The 16673-nt window shown below is 58.8% G+C and carries 15 protein-coding genes; 6 read left to right on the top strand and 9 right to left on the bottom strand.

Annotated features, from left to right (window positions below; translation table 11 throughout):
* The first annotated feature begins 36 nt into the window (after nucleotides 1-36).
* Nucleotides 37-1239, top strand: a complete 1203-nt coding sequence (locus AC1D19_RS09840; RefSeq protein ID WP_477763078.1) for an N-acetylmuramoyl-L-alanine amidase — start codon at nucleotides 37-39, stop codon at nucleotides 1237-1239.
* Here the strand turns inward: AC1D19_RS09840 and AC1D19_RS09835 are convergent.
* A complete protein-coding gene (locus AC1D19_RS09835) occupies nucleotides 1236-1613 on the bottom strand; it encodes a glutamine synthetase (RefSeq protein ID WP_477763077.1) in 378 nt (125 codons plus the stop codon). The genes AC1D19_RS09840 and AC1D19_RS09835 overlap by 4 nt on opposite strands.
* A gap of 142 nt (nucleotides 1614-1755) precedes the next feature.
* Between AC1D19_RS09835 and zigA the strand changes: the two genes are divergently transcribed.
* On the top strand, nucleotides 1756-2961 hold the full coding sequence (zigA, locus tag AC1D19_RS09830) for a zinc metallochaperone GTPase ZigA (protein WP_477763076.1): 1206 nt from the start codon (nucleotides 1756-1758) through the stop codon (nucleotides 2959-2961).
* Nucleotides 2962-2976: 15 nt separating this feature from the next.
* Here zigA and AC1D19_RS09825 read toward each other — a convergent pair whose 3' ends face one another.
* The gene (locus tag AC1D19_RS09825; RefSeq protein WP_477763075.1) at nucleotides 2977-3333 is read right to left on the bottom strand and encodes an NADH:ubiquinone oxidoreductase; all 357 of its coding nucleotides are present in this window, start codon (nucleotides 3331-3333) and stop codon (nucleotides 2977-2979) included.
* A gap of 27 nt (nucleotides 3334-3360) precedes the next feature.
* On the opposite strand from AC1D19_RS09825, the gene AC1D19_RS09820 reads away from it, so the two are divergent.
* A complete protein-coding gene (locus AC1D19_RS09820; RefSeq protein WP_477763074.1) occupies nucleotides 3361-4332 on the top strand; it encodes a CobW family GTP-binding protein in 972 nt (323 codons plus the stop codon).
* Between the two features lie 4 nt (nucleotides 4333-4336).
* On the opposite strand, the gene AC1D19_RS09815 is transcribed toward AC1D19_RS09820, so the two are convergent.
* Complete coding sequence (locus tag AC1D19_RS09815; protein ID WP_056726805.1) at nucleotides 4337-4750, bottom strand: DUF3301 domain-containing protein; 414 nt, start codon at nucleotides 4748-4750, stop codon at nucleotides 4337-4339.
* A gap of 119 nt (nucleotides 4751-4869) precedes the next feature.
* Here AC1D19_RS09815 and pdxY point away from each other — a divergent pair, with 119 nt between their 5' ends.
* On the top strand, nucleotides 4870-5742 hold the full coding sequence (gene pdxY, locus AC1D19_RS09810) for a pyridoxal kinase PdxY (protein WP_477752231.1): 873 nt from the start codon (nucleotides 4870-4872) through the stop codon (nucleotides 5740-5742).
* A gap of 158 nt (nucleotides 5743-5900) precedes the next feature.
* Here the strand turns inward: pdxY and AC1D19_RS09805 are convergent, their stop codons facing one another.
* On the bottom strand, nucleotides 5901-6383 hold the full coding sequence (locus tag AC1D19_RS09805) for an acyl-CoA thioesterase (protein WP_046038855.1): 483 nt from the start codon (nucleotides 6381-6383) through the stop codon (nucleotides 5901-5903).
* Nucleotides 6384-6669: 286 nt separating this feature from the next.
* Between AC1D19_RS09805 and AC1D19_RS09800 the strand changes: the two genes are divergently transcribed.
* Nucleotides 6670-8433: a cation:proton antiporter gene (locus AC1D19_RS09800; protein WP_477763073.1), complete on the top strand. Its 1764-nt coding sequence runs from the start codon at nucleotides 6670-6672 to the stop codon at nucleotides 8431-8433.
* A gap of 22 nt (nucleotides 8434-8455) precedes the next feature.
* On the opposite strand, the gene AC1D19_RS09795 is transcribed toward AC1D19_RS09800, so the two are convergent.
* The 4 genes from AC1D19_RS09795 to uvrD all read right to left on the bottom strand — a co-directional run bounded on the left by AC1D19_RS09795 (nucleotide 8456) and on the right by uvrD (nucleotide 12888).
* Nucleotides 8456-8863 (bottom strand): SMI1/KNR4 family protein, encoded by a 408-nt coding sequence (locus AC1D19_RS09795; RefSeq protein ID WP_077430996.1) that lies wholly within the window; start codon nucleotides 8861-8863, stop codon nucleotides 8456-8458.
* Between the two features lie 206 nt (nucleotides 8864-9069).
* Nucleotides 9070-9948, bottom strand: coding sequence for a Tim44 domain-containing protein (locus AC1D19_RS09790; RefSeq protein ID WP_477752233.1), 879 nt, complete (start codon nucleotides 9946-9948; stop codon nucleotides 9070-9072).
* A 179-nt stretch (nucleotides 9949-10127) separates the two neighbouring features.
* The gene (locus AC1D19_RS09785) at nucleotides 10128-10568 is read right to left on the bottom strand and encodes an EamA family transporter (RefSeq protein WP_116579800.1); all 441 of its coding nucleotides are present in this window, start codon (nucleotides 10566-10568) and stop codon (nucleotides 10128-10130) included.
* 136 nt (nucleotides 10569-10704) lie between these two features.
* Nucleotides 10705-12888: a DNA helicase II gene (gene uvrD / locus AC1D19_RS09780; RefSeq protein WP_477763072.1), complete on the bottom strand. Its 2184-nt coding sequence runs from the start codon at nucleotides 12886-12888 to the stop codon at nucleotides 10705-10707.
* A gap of 257 nt (nucleotides 12889-13145) precedes the next feature.
* Between uvrD and AC1D19_RS09775 the strand changes: the two genes are divergently transcribed.
* Nucleotides 13146-16016: an EAL domain-containing protein gene (locus AC1D19_RS09775; protein ID WP_477763071.1), complete on the top strand. Its 2871-nt coding sequence runs from the start codon at nucleotides 13146-13148 to the stop codon at nucleotides 16014-16016.
* 62 nt (nucleotides 16017-16078) lie between these two features.
* Here the strand turns inward: AC1D19_RS09775 and AC1D19_RS09770 are convergent, their stop codons facing one another.
* A complete protein-coding gene (locus AC1D19_RS09770) occupies nucleotides 16079-16393 on the bottom strand; it encodes a hypothetical protein (protein WP_477763070.1) in 315 nt (104 codons plus the stop codon).
* Between the last annotated feature and the right edge of the window lie 280 nt (nucleotides 16394-16673).

Here is a 16673-nt window from a genome sequence, read left to right as displayed (position 1 = left end):
AATCGACGATGCCTTTTTCATGAACGGGCCTTCATCATGCACAGACGCCACTTGCTCAACCTGATTCTGGCCAGTGCGGCCTTCGCTTTACCCTTCGGCGCGGCGGCTACGCAAATTCGTAACGCACGGCTTTGGCGCTCGGATGGGAAGCTCAGGCTGGTGTTCGATCTGAGTGGACCCGTGCAGTACAAGACCTTCTCACTGAGTGCCCCAGAGCGGCTGATCATCGACCTCAGTGGCGCCGGCCTCAGCGGCGACTTCAGTCAGTTGGCCCTGGGTGATGGCGTGATCCGTTCGATTCGCTCCGGGCATTTCGGCAAAGGTGATACGCGGATCGTCCTCGACCTCAGCGAGCCGGTACAGCTCAACAGCTTCCTGCTGCCGCCCCAGGATGGGCAGGGGCACCGGCTGGTGCTCGATCTGAAAACCAGCGCACCGTTGCCATCGTCGTCTCCAGCGGAGCCAGCAGTGGCCATAGCCAAGGCCCATCCCATGCGCGACGTCATCGTGGTGGTCGATCCCGGTCATGGCGGCAAGGATCCAGGGGCGATCGGGGCCAAGGGCGAGCGTGAGAAAGATGTGGTGCTGTCCATCGCTCAGTTGCTGGCCAGGCGTCTGAAACGCGAAAAAGGATTCGACGTGAAACTGGTGCGCAATGACGATTTCTTTGTGCCGTTGCGCAAGCGCGTGGACATCGCCCGCAAGCACAATGCCGATATGTTCATCTCGGTGCATGCCGATGCGGCACCGCGTCTTACGGCATCGGGCGCGTCGGTGTACTGCCTGTCTGAAGGAGGGGCGACCTCCGCCACTGCGCGCTTCATGGCGCAGCGAGAGAATGGCGCGGACCTGCTGGGAGCGACGAGCCTTTTGAATCTCAAGGACAAGGATCCGATGCTCGCCGGGGTCATCCTCGACATGTCGATGAACGCCACCCTCACCGCCAGTCTGGAGATGGGCAATACCGTGCTCGGTAGCCTGGCGGGTATCACCACCTTGCATCAGAAGCGTGTGGAGCAGGCGGGGTTCGCGGTGTTGAAGTCACCGGATGTGCCGTCAATCCTGGTGGAAACCGGCTTCATATCCAATGCCCGCGACAGCCAGCGGCTGGTGATCGCACGCCATCAGCAGGCGGTGGCTGACGGTCTGTTCGAAGGGTTGCAGCGCTACTTTCAGAAAAATCCGCCAATCAACAGCTACCTTGCCTGGCAGCAAGAGCAGAAAAACAAGCCGGCCTAACAGCCAGCGATCCGGCTGCAGGTGAACTTGGCGCTGCTGCCGCCAGAGCTGGAAAACCGGTTGATGGTGGTCCAGCCGACGCGCTGGTTGTAGCCAACCCAGGCCTCGCCGTCGGAAGCGATACCGGTGAAAAACACAAGCTGGCCGTAGCGGCTGTTGGTCTGCGCCCAATAGCGTTTTCCGGCCGTTTCGAAACCCCGCAGGTAGATGATGCTGCCGGCGGTGTTGACGCTGTAGGCGTTGCCATCCGCATCCACGCAGGCCAGCAGGTTGGCGCTACGGGTGCATCTGGCCAGGCTCGTGACCTGGGCCATAGCGTCGGCAGCCACCAGCAGGGAAAGCATTATCAATGCAGGTTTAAGGGCGTTGCGCATGGGCTTTCTCACGAAGGGAGCGGCGTTCAGCAATCTGTCCTTTGCTCTGCCGGGCAAGAGGGGATGGTTTATTTGTGTTGTAACAGTATAACATTATGTAAGCCCGACACCGCGACCGGGCATCCCTGTAAGGAATATGCAGATGTCCAATCGACTCCCCGTGACCGTTCTCTCCGGCTTTCTAGGCGCCGGAAAAAGTACACTTCTTAATTACATACTACGTAATCGCGATGGATTGCGAGTTGCAGTCATCGTTAACGATATGAGCGAAATCAACGTCGATGGCACCGAAGTCCAGCGTGATGTCAGCCTAAATCGGGCTGAAGAACGGTTGGTGGAGATGAGTAACGGGTGTATTTGCTGTACGTTACGTGAAGACTTGCTGGAGGAGGTGAGTCAACTCGCCAGGGAGGGTCGCTTCGACTATCTGCTGATCGAGTCCACCGGTATTTCCGAACCGCTGCCGGTGGCGGAAACCTTCACCTTCCGCGATGAAAACGGCCAGAGCCTCAACGACATCGCACGTCTCGACACCATGGTCACGGTGGTCGATGGCATGAACTTCCTGCTCGATTACCAGGCTGCCGAAAGCCTGGCTTCCCGAGGAGAAACACTTGGGGAAGAAGACGAGCGTTCAATTACCGATCTATTGATCGAGCAAGTCGAGTTCGCCGATGTGATTTTGCTCAGCAAGATCGACTTGATCAGCCGCCACCAACGCGAAGAATTGATCGCCATACTTGAACGGCTCAACGCCCGGGCGGAAATCATTCCGATGGCGATGGGCGAAATCCCTTTGAACAAGATTCTCAACACCGGTCGTTTTGACTTCGAAAAGGCTGCCCAGGCACCGGGATGGTTGCAGGAACTGCGCGGCGAACACGTACCGGAGACCGAAGAGTACGGCATCGCTTCCAGTGCTTACCGGGCTCGCCGGCCGTTCCATCCGCAGCGTTTCTTCAACTTCATCGACGGTCCTTGGGACAACGGCAAGCTGCTGCGCTCCAAGGGCTTTTTCTGGCTGGCGAGCAAGCACATGGACGCCGGCAGTTGGTCTCAGGCCGGTGGTTTGATGCGCTATGGTTTTGCCGGGCGCTGGTGGCGTTTCGTACCGAAAAACCAATGGCCGCAGGACGAAGAAAGTACCACCGGGATCATGAAAAACTGGACCGCCGACAGCGGGGATTGTCGCCAGGAACTGGTATTCATCGGCCAGAACATCGACTTCACGCAACTCACGGCCGAGCTGGACGCCTGCCTGCTGACCGATGAGGAAATGGCGCTGGGCGTAGAGGGCTGGCGTTTGCTGCCCGATCCATTCGGTCCTTGGTACGAAGAGGCTGCCTGATCCACTACTGGCGCTTCAAGGCTTGAGCCAGGTGCCCTGACTCTGGGCCTCGCAGTACGGCTGCAAATACGCCGCGTCGGTGGCAACGCCGTAATAGTGAATATCCTGTCGGTAGGGCATATTGGCGACTTGGGCGTTGCTGCAGATACCAAATGCGCCGCCGGGGCATTGATCGACATACTGCACTTCGACTTTCTGCCCCGCCAGGTTCGGCTGGCAGAAGCCATCGGCAAAGAGCTTTGGCGGGATGTTGCGGTTCTGCTGGCAAAGCTGGACGTCAAGCCGCTCGCCCTGGCTGTGAACCACACACGCCTGGGCCAGTGCCTCGCCTGAAACGAGTGCCAGGAGCAACGACAAGCCGATCAACCGCATCCACCACCTCCTCAGAAATCATCAACCATGCTGCAGAATATCCCCACTCATGTCATTGCCGGCCCGTTGGGCGCCGGCAAGACCAGCCTGATCAAGCACCTGCTGGCCCAGCGCCCGGCTGGCGAGCGGTGGGCGGTGTTGATCAACGAGTTTGGCCAGATCGGTCTCGACGCTGCGCTACTGACCCGGGACGCCGATGGTATCGCACTGGGGGAAGTGGCCGGGGGCTGCTTGTGTTGCGTCAACGGTGCGCCGTTTCAGATTGGTCTTGGGCGTTTGTTGCGCAAGGCGCAACCGGATCGGCTGTTCATCGAACCCTCAGGGTTGGGGCATCCGGCGCAGTTGCTCAGGCAATTGAGCGAAGCGCCGTGGCAAGGCGTGTTGGCTGTTCAGCCTTGTGTGCTGGTGTTGGACGCTCAGTCGCTCGCCGCTGGAAAACCGCTGCCGGATGTTCAACAGCAAGCGCTGAGCCATGCGGGACTACTGCTGTTGAACAAGTCTGAAGGTCTCGAAGAAGAAAGCCGCCAGCGAATCGCCGGGCAATTGCCGCCGCTCCCCCTGTGCTGGACGCAACAGGCGGTTTTACCATTGAGCGAGTTGCCAGGGCTGAATGCCAAGGCGCGGGCAGGTGTGGATAACTTCGTCGTGCCCAAGGGGTTGGCGCAGCTGCCGGCGGTCTGGAGCGATCCCGTGTTGCCCATTTGCTTGAGTCAGGAACAGGACGGAGGCTGGAGCATCGGATGGCGTTGGCACCCAAGCCAGGTGTTTGATGTCGCTCTGGTTGGCCGGTGGCTTGAAAGCCTTGGCTGGAGGCGGGCGAAGCTGGTTATCCACAGCTCCCATGGGTGGGTCTCGGCGAATGCGGTGGATAACTCGGTGCTGGACTGGCAGCCCAGTGAATGGCGGCAGGATTCACGTATCGAGCTGATTTTCAGTGGAGCGCAGAATGCAGAACGACTGCAGCGTGAGCTGGTAGCGTGCCGATCCGGATCGGGTTAACGGCTCATGGCCGCCACTTTGTATGGTCCTGACGCCACTGGCTCAGCTCGATCACTTCCGCGCGAGGTTTCGCCACGTCGACCACCGGTTCGGTCTCGTCGAACGGGACCGGGTAGGGCGCCAGCTCAATCTGTGCGCTGTGAGCGCCGAACTGGGTGATGGTGCCGTTGTGCCGGCTTTCACCGGTCACAGTGAATTCGAAGTTGTACACACGGGCCAGGCGTCGCCGACCACTGGCATCCTTGATGAACGCGATTCTTTTCAAGGCCACGTTGCCGTCCAGCAATTCGATCCCGAGTTTGCCGCAATGCTGCTTGACCCGCTCCAGCGCGCGCTCGCGCAAGCCGTGGTTGTGCCATAGCCATGCGCCGGCAGTGGCGAACAGCATCAGCACGAATATATTTCCAAGGGTCAGCATCAACAGGGTGCTCCAACAAGATAGTGTCAGCTTAACTGCGTCGCTGGTCTGTCGTACAGGCTGCGTTTAGTCGCATACTGCGCGGCTAGAATTTCAATCGTTTTACGGAAATCCACCGCATGAAACGTACACCGCATTTGCTCGCTATCCAGTCCCACGTGGTATTCGGTCACGCCGGCAACAGCGCCGCGGTTTTCCCGATGCAACGGGTCGGGGTGAATGTCTGGCCGCTCAACACCGTGCAGTTCTCCAATCACACCCAGTACGGTCAGTGGGCCGGTGAGGTGCTGGCGCCGCACCAGATCCCCGACCTGGTCGAGGGTATCGCGGCGATTGGCGAGTTGGGTAACTGCGATGCGGTGCTCTCCGGTTACCTCGGCAGTGCGGCCCAGGGTCGGGCGATCCTGACTGGTGTGGCGCGGATCAAGTCGATGAATCCCAAGGCGCTGTACCTGTGTGACCCGGTCATGGGGCATCCGGAGAAGGGCTGCAGTGTTCCGGCGGAGGTCAGTGATTTCCTGTTGGAAGAGGCCGCCGCCGTGGCGGACTTCATGTGTCCGAACCAGCTGGAGCTGGACAGCTTCTCCGGGCGCAAGCCGCAATCGCTGTTCGATTGCCTGGCCATGGCACGTGCATTGTTGGCGCGCGGCCCGAAAGCAGTGCTGGTCAAGCATCTGGACTATCCCGGTAAACCGGCGGAGGTCTTTGAGATGCTGCTGGTGACGGCCGAAGGCAGCTGGCATTTGCAGCGCCCGCTGCTGGCGTTCCCGCGTCAGCCGGTGGGCGTTGGCGATCTGACGTCCGGGCTGTTCCTGGCGCGTGTGTTGTTGGGTGACAGCCTGGTGGCAGCTTTCGAGTTCACGGCGTCGGCGGTGCATGAAGTGCTGCTGGAAACCCAGGCGTGTACCAGCTACGAGTTGGAACTGGTCCGGGCCCAGGACCGGATTGCCCATCCGCGGGTGCGGTTCGAGGCGACCTCGATCAGCCTCTGATCTGGCGTTGACGCCAATCGTCGGATCGCCGCCCGGAGCAAGTCCGCTCCCACAGGTTTTGCTGTGTTGCACAAAGAGTGCTTACAACTTGAATCCCTGTGGGAGCGGCGGTGCGACGATTCGACTTGCCCGCGATGGCGATTGAACGATCGAACACGTCAGACGTCGCCCTTGATCTCCTGATAGCGCTTTTCCGACTCCTGACGAATCTGCCGACGCTGTTGAGCCTGCATATAGCGGCGCTTGTCCTCGCTGTTCTGCGGTTGCAGCGGTGGTACCGATGCAGGTTTACGCTGGTCATCCACCGCGACCATGGTGAAGAAGCAACTGTTGGTGTGGCGCACCGAGCGTTCGCGGATGTTCTCGGTCACCACTTTGATGCCCACCTCCATGGAGGTGTTGCCGGTGTAGTTGACCGAGGCGAGAAAGGTCACCAGTTCGCCGACATGGATCGGCTCACGGAAAATGACCTGATCCACCGACAGGGTCACCACATAGCGGCCGGCATAACGGCTGGCGCAGGCGTAGGCCACTTCGTCGAGGTATTTGAGCAGGGTGCCGCCGTGAACATTGCCAGAGAAGTTGGCCATGTCGGGGGTCATCAATACCGTCATCGACAGCTGGGCGTTTCCGGGTTCCATAGCATTCTCACGGGTCAAGGCCAGGTTTGAGGGATGCACCTCTGCGGGTGCCTCGGCGGTTTTTTCAAACCAACAGTTATCGGGACGCCGGGTGCAGGGTCGCCGTCACGCCGGATCGATCTGTTTCCATATATTGCACCGCATTTCTGCCGGAAGTCGCGGTGCTACCCTGCAAAAAGCCCTGCCTCAAGGGCATTTCCTACGTGCAATTCCGATTTTTGTTCTGCTCGATCAGACTTTTCCTGCGTCCGGTGATCGAGCAATGCCACCCAGGGAGTCTCACGCCATGCATGCCATCAGTTTCATTCAAGATCTGGCAGTGATCATGTTGATCGCAGGCGTGGTAACCGTGCTCTTCCATCGCCTGAAGCAACCGGTGGTGCTGGGCTACATCGTCGCCGGCTTCATCATTGGCCCGCACACCCCGCCATTCGGCCTGATCCACGACGAAGAAACCATCAAGACCCTGGCCGAACTCGGGGTGATATTCCTGATGTTCTGCCTGGGCCTGGAGTTCAGCCTGCGCAAGTTGTTCAAGGTCGGTGCCACGGCATTCATCGCGGCATTCCTGGAAATCGTGCTGATGATCTGGATCGGCTACGAGATTGGTCGCTGGTTCGACTGGAACACCATGGATTCACTGTTCCTCGGCGCGATCCTGGCGATTTCCTCGACCACCATCATCGTCAAGGCGCTCAATGATCTGAAGTTGAAGAACGAGCGATTTGCCCAGTTGATATTCGGAGTGCTGATCGTCGAAGACATTCTGGGCATCGGCATCATCGCGCTGCTGTCCAGCATAGCGGTCAGCGGTACGGTCAGCTCCGGCGAAGTGTTTTCCACGGTCGGCAAGTTGTCGCTGTTCATGATCGTCGCATTGGTCATCGGCATCCTGATGGTGCCGCGGCTGCTGGCCTACGTCGCCAGGTTCGAAAGCAACGAAATGCTGCTGATCACGGTGCTGGGCCTGTGTTTTGGCTTCTGCCTGCTGGTGGTCAAGCTTGAATACAGCATGGTCCTCGGGGCATTCCTGATTGGCGCAATCATGGCTGAATCCCGGCAACTGCTGAAAATTGAACGACTGATTGAACCGGTTCGCGATCTTTTCAGTGCGATTTTCTTTGTGGCCATCGGGCTGATGCTCGATCCGGCGATCCTGCTTCAGTACGCCTGGCCAATCGCCGTCATTACCGTAGCCGTAGTGCTCGGCAAGATGCTGTCATGTGGTCTTGGTGCATTTATCGCCGGCAATGACGGACGCACCTCGCTGCGTGTCGGGATGGGTCTTTCACAGATTGGCGAATTCTCTTTCATCATCGCGGCACTGGGCATGACGTTGCAGGTCACCAGCAACTTTTTATACCCCGTGGCTGTGGCGGTTTCGGTGATCACGACCTTGCTGACGCCTTATCTGATTCGTGCGGCTGATCCACTGTCGATCAAGCTTGCCGGCGCCATGCCAGAACGCCTGGGACGGGTGTTGGGGATGTACGGCGAATGGCTGCGTAGCATCCAGCCTCAGGGTGAGGGCGCGTTACTGGCATCCATGATTCGCAGGATTTTGCTGCAGGTTGGAGTCAATCTGGCGCTCGTGATCGCGATCTTCTTCTCGGGGGCGTACTTCGCCGAACGCATGTCGGCGTACCTGCAAGGCTGGATTAGCGATCCGAGCTGGCAAAAGGCGTTGATCTGGGGTGGGGCGCTGCTGTTATCGCTGCCGTTTTTGATTGCGGCGTACCGCAAGCTAAAGGCACTGTCGATGTTGCTGGCGGAAATGGGCGTGAAGCCGGAGATGGCCGGGCGCCACACGCAGCGAGTGCGCCGGGTGATCGCCGAAGTGATCCCGATCCTGTCGCTGCTGGTGATCTTTTTACTGCTGGCAGCCTTGTCGGCCAGTATTCTGCCGACCAACAAGTTGCTGGTACTGATCGCCGTGGTCGCGGCCGCCGTGGCGGCACTGCTGTGGCGCTGGTTCATTCGTGTGCATACGCGGATGCAGGTGGCGTTGCTGGAAACCCTCGACAATCACAAGGAGTCGTCCGGGCATTGACCACCCAGTGGCGTTGACTGGATCAGCTTTCCAGCCAGACGTCCCGCGCCCAGTGCCACACCGACTCCCAGGTTTCTTCGGCGATGAGCTCTTCTTCAGCTTGCCAAAGCACCACGGTGCCGTCTTCTTCGACCAGATAGTAGTCGTCTCCGTCCTGGCAAATCGGAATCATGCTGCGATCGACACCGGCGTCCCAGGCGTTGGCAGCAACGTCGGGCAAGTAGGTGTGGGATTGAGGGTCGGTCACGGTGACCGGTTCCAGGCTGCCGTAGACCACGTCGCTGACGGTCAGCAGAAACTCTCTGAAGACAAACGGAATGTCGATGAACAATTGTTCTTCGATTTCGACCAGCAGGTCTTCGTCAGGCAATTCCAAGGGGACCGGTACCGGTTCGTTGGCTTCACGCAGTTGTTCGATGATTTCTTCCACGTCCGGGATCCTCTTGCTTGTATGGCGCGGTTTATATGGGGCGGTTTATACAGTAGCTTGCTATAGATGCAACCGCGAAATAGAAAACCCCGGCCTGAGCCGGGGTTTTGTTTACAGCAGGTGAAGTTCTGTCCGGAACGTGCCTGCGCGTCGATCATACGGCGTTAAAAACAGGCTCGGCACCTTCCGAATAGAACTACGCGGGATCAGCCGTTCTGGCGGATACCGGCTACCAGCCAAGGCTGGTTTTCGCCCTGTGCACGTTCCATGTTCCAGCTTTCGCTGAAGACTTCACCCTGGTCGAAACGCGAGGTTTTCGACACGCCAGTGAAAGTCAGGGTGGCGATGGTCTTGTCGGCGCGATCGTCCACACCGTCCAGCTGTACATTGAGGTTGTCGATGTAGGTGGACTGGAAACCGTCGCCCAGGTCAGCACGCTCACGCTTGAGGAACTCCAGCATTTGCGGGGTCACGAACTCGGCGATCTTGTCCATTTCGTTGGCGTCCCAGTGCTGTTGCAGGGACTGGAAGTGATTGCGCGCCGCTTCGACGAAGTTTCTTTCATTGAACCAGGCTGGCGCGTTGATCACTGGACGAGTGGCAACAGGCGCTGGCGATCCACCGAAGATCGAACCGCCGGCGGGCTTTTGTTCGAATGCCTCACGTTGCATCGGTGCGTGGCCGGCCGGAGCGTAGTGCTCTTGCTGCTTGCGACGACGGGCGGCGATAAAGCGGAAGATCAGGAACGCAATGACCGCCATGATCAGGATGTCGAAGATCTGCATGCCCTGGAAGCCGCCACCCATGAACATGGAGGCCAGCAGGCCGCCGGCCGCGATACCGGCCAGAGGGCCGAGCCAGCGCGAAGCGCCACCGGCCTTGGCAGCGGCGCCAGCGGCACCGGCAGCACCAGCGGTCGCCGCAGCGCCGCCCATGCCTGGAGAAGAAGGAGCCATCTGGCTGGTCTGGTGTGTCGGCGCAGCGCCGGCGCTTTTGCCACCACCGAAGCGCTTGGCGGCATTGACGTCGAGACTCATCGTCAGGCCGATGCACAACGCCATGGCGATGCTAAGAAAACGTTTCATAAAGGGAATTCCCATTTGTGGAAGGCACGCGCGCCATGTTGCACAGCTGAAGTGTTACTGGCTAGCGGCAGAGTGTTTCGGGCTTTTGCCTGACAGGTCGTGTTCAGCTTCAGTCAGCGCAATAGGGCCTTTTGACTTTGATATGTCAGATGAGTGGATAAGTTTTGTAGGACGTTCGCCTAGCGCCGTAGGGCCAGCATGACGACACCGGCCGTGATCAGACCGATTCCGCCCCATTGGCGCAGGTCGAGTTTTTCTCCCAGCAGGACAACGCCAAGAACAGCCACCAGCACCACGCTGAGTTTGTCCACTGGGGCAACCAGTGACGCCGGACCGACCTTGAGTGCACGGAAATAACAGATCCACGATGCACCGGTGGCAAGGCCCGACAACAGCAGGAACAGGTAGCTCTTCGCAGAGATCGATCCCAATGACTGATATTGGCCCGTGGCGTACAAAATCAAGGCCAGGCTGACCAATACCACTATCGTACGTAGCAGGGTGGCGAAGTCTGAGTTGACGTTTTCGATGCCGACTTTCGCGAAAATGGCGGTCATTGCCGCGAATGCCGCCGATAACAGGGCCCAGAATGTCCAGGAAGAAAAGAAACCTGTGCCCATTTTTCAGCGCCTTTAGTCAGATCAACTGTGGGAGCGAGCCTGCTCGCGAATGGGAATATCAGGGTGTCTTCTGAAACACCGCGTCATCGTTCTTCGCGAGCAGGCTCGCTCCCACAGAAAAACAGTCAGTGTGACCTTAAATAGCTTCCAGCTTCGCATACCCCAGCATCAACCACTTGCTGCCTTCGCTGAAGTTCACCTGCACCCGGGCCTGAGCACCGGCGCCCTCGAAGTTGAGGATCACGCCGTCACCGAAGATCGAATGGCGCACAGTCTGACCCAGACTGAAGCCGGTTTCCGGAATCTCGCTGCCGCTGAACAGGTTGCTACCACTCATCGACTGGTTGCCACCAAACGGACGGCTGACGCTGTTGGACAGCCGCACCTCCTGAATCAGGCCTTTCGGAACTTCGCGTACGAAACGCGAGACCTTGTTGTAGGTCTCGCTGCCATAAAGGCGTCGGGTTTCGGCATAGGTCATCACCAGGTTCTGCATCGCCCGGGTGATGCCTACGTAGGCCAGACGCCGCTCTTCCTCAAGGCGACCGGGTTCTTCCAGGCTCATCTTGTGCGGGAACAGGCCTTCTTCCATGCCTACCAGGAACACGTAAGGGAATTCCAGGCCCTTGGCGCTGTGCAGGGTCATCAGTTGAATGCTGTCTTCGTGCTCGTCGGCCTGCGTATCGCCGGCCTCCAGCGACGCGTGACCGAGGAACGCTGCCAATGGCGTCAGGTCTTCGTCTTCTTCGCTGTTTTCGAAGTTGCGCGCGGCGCTGACCAGTTCCTCGAGGTTTTCTACCCGGGCCTGGCCTTTCTCGCCTTTTTCCGCTTCGTGATAGGCGATCAGCCCCGACTGCTCGATGACGGTTTGGGTCATCAGGTGCAGCGGCATTTCCGTGCACTTGGCGGCGAGGTTCTCGATCAGCTCGATAAACGCGCCAAGGGCACCGGCCGCACGGCCAGTCAGGCCTTTGTTGGCCACCAGTTGGCGCATTGCTTCCCACATCGATACATCACTGTGGCGCGCATGGTCGCGGATCGCTTCGACGGTTTTTTCGCCGATACCACGGGCCGGCACGTTGATGACCCGTTCCAGCGCGGCGTCGTTGCCCCGTCCTTCGAGCAAGCGCAGGTAGGCCATGGCGTTTTTGATTTCCGCCCGTTCGAAGAAGCGCTGGCCGCCATAAATGCGGTATGGGATGCGCTCGCGCAGCAAAGCTTCTTCCAGAACCCGCGATTGGGCGTTGGAGCGATACAAAATCGCGATATCGCTTCGAGACAAGCCGGTTTTCAGCGCACTTTCGATGGTTTCGACAACGTAGCGGGCTTCGTCATGTTCATTGAACGCGGCGTACAAATTGATCGCTTCGCCTTCGCCGCCATCGGTCCAGAGCTCTTTGCCCAGGCGCCCGGTGTTGTTGGCGATCAAGGCGTTGGCTGCCTTCAGGATACCCGCGGTGGAGCGATAGTTTTGCTCCAGGCGAATGGTTTCGGCGTCCGGGAAGTCTTCGGAATACTGGTAGATGTTCTCGATTTTCGCGCCGCGCCAGCCGTAGATCGACTGGTCATCGTCGCCCACCACCATCAGGCTGTCGCCACCCTTGGCCAGCAGGCGCAACCAGGCGTATTGCACGGCGTTGGTGTCCTGGAACTCGTCCACCAGGATGTGCCGGAAGCGCTTTTGATAGTGAGCGAGCAGGCCTGGGTGATCGCGCCACAGATCGAGGGCGCGCAGCAGCAACTCGGAGAAGTCGATGACGCCCGCACGCAGGCAGGCGGCCTCGTAGGCTTCATAGATGCCGCGCATGGTCGCCAGGAACAGGTCGCCGCTGGCTTGAATGTGTTGCGGGCGCAGACCTTCGTCTTTCTGGCCGTTGATGAACCATTGGGCCTGACGGGCCGGCCAGCGCTGTTCGTCCAGACCGAGCTCGCGGATCACCCGCTTGACCAGCCGTTGCTGGTCGTCACTGTCGAGAATCTGGAAGGTCTGGCTTAAGCCCGCTTCCTGCCAGTGTGCCCGCAACAAGCGGTGCGCCAGGCCGTGGAAGGTGCCGACCCACATGCCGGCCGGGTTGACACCCATCAGCTGTTCGATGCGCTGGCGCATCTCGGCAGCAGCCTTGTTGGTGAAGGTCACCGACAGGATGGAGTGGGGCGAGGCGTTTTCGACCTGGATCAACCAGGCGATACGGTGCACCAGCACTCGGGTTTTACCGGAACCAGCACCGGCCAGGACCAACTGACGACCCACGGGGGCTGCTACGGCCTGGCGTTGGGCATCGTTGAGGGAGTTCAGCAGAAGGGAGAGATCATCGCGCATCGGGGCATTCTAGGGGGCTGCGGCACACCGGGCAAACACCGCTTTGCTTTAGCCGATGAAAGTTATGCGAAGGACGACCGGTCGGTCATTGGCTGCAGGCGTTGGCGGGGCGTGTCCGTAGCGTTTTCAGGGGTGTCGGCGACCGAAAAAATTTGGCCATTTATTGATCAGCAGCAGTTTGGTCCGGGCAATTGCTTGTGTATGCTCCGAGCAGTTTCGGGCCCATGCTCATCATTATAAGAACAAGAACATCGCCTATGACCCTCAGCTTCGACCTGTCGGGCCCCATTGTGGAGCCCAGGGTTATCCGTAAACAGTACGCCATGGAAATGGCGGTTGAACGCACGCGCCTGTTGTATCAGGGCTCGCTGCTGCCCACGTTGTTCATGCTGATCAATGGCCTGGTCTGTGCCGGTTTGCTCTGGAGCCCGCAGCGCTATTTCCTGGTCAGTGTATGGCTGGTGTGGTTATTGTCATTGGTGGCGTTGCGGGTGATTCAGGTCGCAGCCTTCGATTCGGCCATTCCCAATCGTCAGGCCCATCCCATTTGGCGACGGATGTTTTTGCTGGGTTCCGGCCTCACCGGTCTGACCCTGGCCGGTGCCGGCATCGCCCTGGTTCCCGCCGATAACTTCATTCAGCAAGCCTGGGTCTTCGGCCTCATCGGTGCCGCGGCACTTTCGGCCAGCGTGGCTTACGCGGTCAGTTTGCCGGCCTTTCTGTCATTCACCTTGCCCTGCCTGTTGCCGGCCATCGCCTATATGTTTTGGGGAGCTGACGAACAGCAGCAAGGCTGGGGCTGGTTCGGCCTGATATTGCTCGGTGCGCTGAGTGTCGTCGCCTGGCAGGTCAATCGATTGATCGATCGGGGCTTGATGCGACGTTTTCAGAACCAGGCACTGATCGAGCATCTACAGCAGGCGCAAAGCGGCAGTGACCAGCTCAATCAGAAGCTGGCCAAGGAGATTGAACAGCGCCGGCGTGCCGAAACCGAATTGCGAGAAATCCAGATCGACCTGGAAAACCGTGTTGCTCAGCGCAGCCTGGAACTGGATGCCGCCAACCAGGCACTGAGCAAGAGTGAGGCGCGTCTGGCGCTGGCATTGAAGGCCAGCGAGTTGGGGTTGTGGGACTGGAATCTGCAAACCGACGAAGTCCATCACACGCAGATTCAGGAATTGTTCGGCCTGGAGCCGGAACAGGTCACGGCGATATTGCGTCACCTCAAGCCGCGCCTTCACCCCGAGGATCTTCCTGCGCTGAAAAGGGCGCTGGTCGAGCACTTGAAGGGCCGAACCGAGGATTACCAGATCGAGTACCGGGTGCGTCATGGCGACGGCCACTGGGTCTGGATCGAGGACCGTGGCCGGGCGGTCGAGCGCAGCAAAAACGGCCGGGTTATTCGTATGGTCGGGACGCGCCGCGACATCAGTGCCAGCAAGGTGCTGGAGGAGCAACAGCAACTGGCAGCGACGGTGTTCGAGGCGGCCAGTGAAGGCATCGTGATTTTTGATCCCTCTTACGCACTGATTGCCGTCAACCAGGCTTTCAGCCGAGTAACGGGTTATGGCATCGAGGAGATTCTCGGGCGCAGCGTGGTCGAGCTGCCGTGCAGTCGTGATGCCCGCCGGCATTTCACCGCCATCCATCAAGCGCTGGAGCAGCACGGCAGCTGGCAGGGCGAACTGGTGGAAACCCGCAAGAACGGGGAGATGTACCCGCAATGGCTTCAGCTGAATGCCGTGCGTGATCCTCGGGGAAAAATCAGCCATATAGTAGGCTTTTTCGCTGATCTTTCAGCGAGACGCGAATCCGAAGAGCGCATGCGCTACCTGACGCACTATGACGAATTGACCGGCCTGGCCAATCGTTCTCTTTTTCGTGAGCGGCTGAGCGAGGCGCATCAGCGGGTACGTCAGGGTGGCTATCGCAGCCTGGCGTTGCTGCATATCAATCTGGACCGCTTCAAACTGCTCAACGACAGCCTCGGCCATGAAATCGCCGACCAACTGTTGCAGAAAATGGCCCGGCGAATGGTCAACGCGCTGCCGGAGGCCGACACCATTGCGCGCTTGTCCGGCGATGAATTTGCGGTGTTGTTCAATTCCTACGGCAACCTGTCGAGTCTGGCGCGGGTAGCGACACGGTTGTCGACCAAGCTGCGGCTACCGGTGGCGGTCGAGGGGCATGAGCTGGTGGTCAGCGCGTCCATGGGCATCAGCCTGCTGCCGGACAATGCCCGGGAAATTTCGGCATTGGTCAGTCAATCGAACATGGCCATGCAACATGCCAAGCATTTGGGCGGTAATAATTTCCAGTTCTACACCGACAGCCTGCAAGCCAGCACCTTGGAGCGTTTACAGCTGGAAAACCAGTTGCGCAAAGCGATCGAGGAAAAACAGCTGAAGGTGTACTACCAGCCGAAATTGTGTCTGGCCACCGGTCGCCTGAATGCCGCCGAAGCGCTGGTGCGCTGGGATCATCCAACCATGGGGCGTGTGCCGCCGGGAGACTTTATCGGGTTGGCCGAGGAAACCGGACTGATCGGCCCAATCGGTGAGTTCGTATTGCGTCAGGCCTGCTGGCAAGCCTGTGAGTGGCAGCGTCAGGGACTTGAGCCGATACGGGTGTCGGTCAACCTGTCGGTGCATCAGCTGCGCCAGGGCAAACTGGTCAGCCTGGTGCGACAGGTGCTGGAAGAGACCGGGCTGGCGCCGCATTTCCTGGAGCTGGAATTGACCGAAAGCCAGTTGCTGGACAGCGTCGAGCACATCATCGCGACCTTCCAGCAGTTGCGTGAACTTGGGGTGAAACTGGCAATCGATGATTTCGGCACCGGCTATTCATCCCTGAGCTACCTCAAGCGCATTCCTGTGGATTACGTGAAGATTGATCAGGCGTTTATCCGGGGGCTGGGGGAAGGCACCGAGGATGCGGCGATCACCCGGGCGATCATTGCCATGGCTCATGGCTTGTCATTGAAGGTCGTCGCGGAAGGCGTGGAGCGGCAAGAGCAGCTTGAGTTTCTCAAGAGTGAGCGCTGCGACGAGGTTCAGGGCTACCTGATCAGTCGGCCGATCGAGGCGCTTGGCCTGGCCGGTCTGCTGCGAGGGCAGGGCGAGGTTTGATTGCAGTTGCTTCCCGTCAGGCCCTTTGGCGGTCTGACGGGAAGTTCGCAGCGGGTAGTTCTTTAATCGGTGATCAGTACTTTATCAATATGGTGCAGTAACTTTCCTTCGAGAAAAATACTTACGCCGGTGACATTGGATGCGCCTGCCAACTTATATTCGACAAACTTGTCTGTCAGGACTTGCAATGCAGCTTCGTGGGTTGTTTCAAGTTCCAGGTTGAGTCGCAAATCAAATGACTTGTCCTGAATTTCGCTCAGTACCAGCCTTGGCGTAATGCCAGAGTGTGCAACGGTTACCGTGCCAAAGGTACGGAAGGAAGGCGCGCCGGGCATGCGGTCAATTTGGGCGACCCAATCTTTGGTTGTAATGGTCATTGTGTGTAACTCCTGTAATTAAGTTAATTGCGTCCTGCCTATTCAATATATCCATCTTTGTTTAGTCGGTGGGTGGCGACATTTAACTTGTTTGTAAGTTAATGTGGGCTAAGCGTTGTTGTTGAGACAACTAGCGGCGATGTTTGTAAGGGAAAGGCTCATTTTTGCTGCAATGCCAAAAGGCGAGCATTGGTGAGCAACGGGAAAGCTGGCGATGAGCGCTACATGGAGCGCGCGTGCCTGAATGTCGAGGGATGTGGTTACGCATTGAGCAGGCAAA

Source organism: Pseudomonas sp. P1_C12, from assembly GCF_056406435.1.
This window is presented reverse-complemented; position numbering and strand designations above follow the sequence as displayed.

Excerpts from the sequence above, each read along its gene's own strand:
- AC1D19_RS09840 (WP_477763078.1), top strand. The coding sequence starts at position 37 with ATGCACAGACGCCACTTGCTCAACCTGATTCTGGCCAGTGCGGCCTTC.
- AC1D19_RS09835 (WP_477763077.1), bottom strand. The coding sequence starts at position 1,613 with ATGCGCAACGCCCTTAAACCTGCATTGATAATGCTTTCCCTGCTGGTG.
- zigA (WP_477763076.1), top strand. The coding sequence starts at position 1,756 with ATGTCCAATCGACTCCCCGTGACCGTTCTCTCCGGCTTTCTAGGCGCC.
- AC1D19_RS09825 (WP_477763075.1), bottom strand. The coding sequence starts at position 3,333 with ATGCGGTTGATCGGCTTGTCGTTGCTCCTGGCACTCGTTTCAGGCGAG.
- AC1D19_RS09820 (WP_477763074.1), top strand. The coding sequence starts at position 3,361 with ATGCTGCAGAATATCCCCACTCATGTCATTGCCGGCCCGTTGGGCGCC.
- AC1D19_RS09815 (WP_056726805.1), bottom strand. The coding sequence starts at position 4,750 with ATGCTGACCCTTGGAAATATATTCGTGCTGATGCTGTTCGCCACTGCC.
- pdxY (WP_477752231.1), top strand. The coding sequence starts at position 4,870 with ATGAAACGTACACCGCATTTGCTCGCTATCCAGTCCCACGTGGTATTC.
- AC1D19_RS09805 (WP_046038855.1), bottom strand. The coding sequence starts at position 6,383 with ATGGAACCCGGAAACGCCCAGCTGTCGATGACGGTATTGATGACCCCC.
- AC1D19_RS09800 (WP_477763073.1), top strand. The coding sequence starts at position 6,670 with ATGCATGCCATCAGTTTCATTCAAGATCTGGCAGTGATCATGTTGATC.
- AC1D19_RS09790 (WP_477752233.1), bottom strand. The coding sequence starts at position 9,948 with ATGAAACGTTTTCTTAGCATCGCCATGGCGTTGTGCATCGGCCTGACG.
- AC1D19_RS09785 (WP_116579800.1), bottom strand. The coding sequence starts at position 10,568 with ATGGGCACAGGTTTCTTTTCTTCCTGGACATTCTGGGCCCTGTTATCG.
- uvrD (WP_477763072.1), bottom strand. The coding sequence starts at position 12,888 with ATGCGCGATGATCTCTCCCTTCTGCTGAACTCCCTCAACGATGCCCAA.
- AC1D19_RS09775 (WP_477763071.1), top strand. The coding sequence starts at position 13,146 with ATGACCCTCAGCTTCGACCTGTCGGGCCCCATTGTGGAGCCCAGGGTT.
- AC1D19_RS09770 (WP_477763070.1), bottom strand. The coding sequence starts at position 16,393 with ATGACCATTACAACCAAAGATTGGGTCGCCCAAATTGACCGCATGCCC.